This is a genomic window from Blautia sp. AF19-13LB, from assembly GCF_003479105.1.
Lineage (GTDB): Bacteria > Bacillota > Clostridia > Lachnospirales > Lachnospiraceae > Fusicatenibacter > Fusicatenibacter saccharivorans.
The window spans coordinates 272-971 of sequence record NZ_QUGO01000068.1 but is presented as its reverse complement, the minus strand read 5'-3'; the positions used below and the strand labels follow the sequence as shown (position 1 = coordinate 971).

Sequence of the window (700 nt, the reverse complement as noted above, 5' to 3'; positions counted from 1 at the left end):
AGCAGCACATCCAGCAGATATTCCACTTGGTCTTGCTTCTGTAAGGCTTCCACAAACCGTGGATGAAAGGCTTCCTCCGGGGAGTGCGGGGCATAATCCTTTCTCCATGCCCGAAGCAAGTGAAGATAATCGGCAAGAATACGGAAGCAGCGGCTCTTTGCTTCCTGAAACTGTTCCTCCTGGGATTTCTGCCGGGGCTTGGGCTTTTTTACCTTCCCCGGCGGTTTCCAGTCCTCATAGGAAAGCCCGAAGTCCTGTGCCAGCTGTACGGCGGCTTCTTTCTTTCCCAGCCCATACAGGGCGGCGGCAAAATCAATCACATCCCCATCCGCACCGCAGCCGAAGCAGTGGTAACGCCGATCCAGCTTCATGCTTGGGGTTTTATCGTTATGGAACGGGCAACAAGCCATCCCGTTCCGGCCTACACGGATTCCATAATGCTCCGCAGCCTGTCTTGTTGTGACGGACTGCTTCACAGCTTCAAATACATTCAAATCTATCCCTCCTTGAAAAAAAGAAAAGCACCTGACATTCTCTGACTGAAAATGGCAAGTGCCTGTTAAAGTTCCATATCCTGTTGTCTGTGTTTCGTCTGTGCTGGGGCGGTTCTTTGTGCTTTTTTCTCGTCTGCCTTATCCTGCAAGACTTCCTTGATGGGCTGCTTCTTGGGCGGCTCTTTGCTTTCCTCTGTGCCGGGTGT

General features: G+C 52.0%; 1 protein-coding gene. It reads right to left on the bottom strand.

Annotation, left to right across the window (positions count from 1 at the left end; all coding sequences use genetic code 11):
• Positions 1 to 494 (bottom strand): CHC2 zinc finger domain-containing protein (locus DWX32_RS19290; RefSeq protein WP_118660892.1); only part of this gene is annotated, 494 nt, incomplete at its 3' end.
• Positions 495 to 700 lie beyond the last annotated feature (206 nt).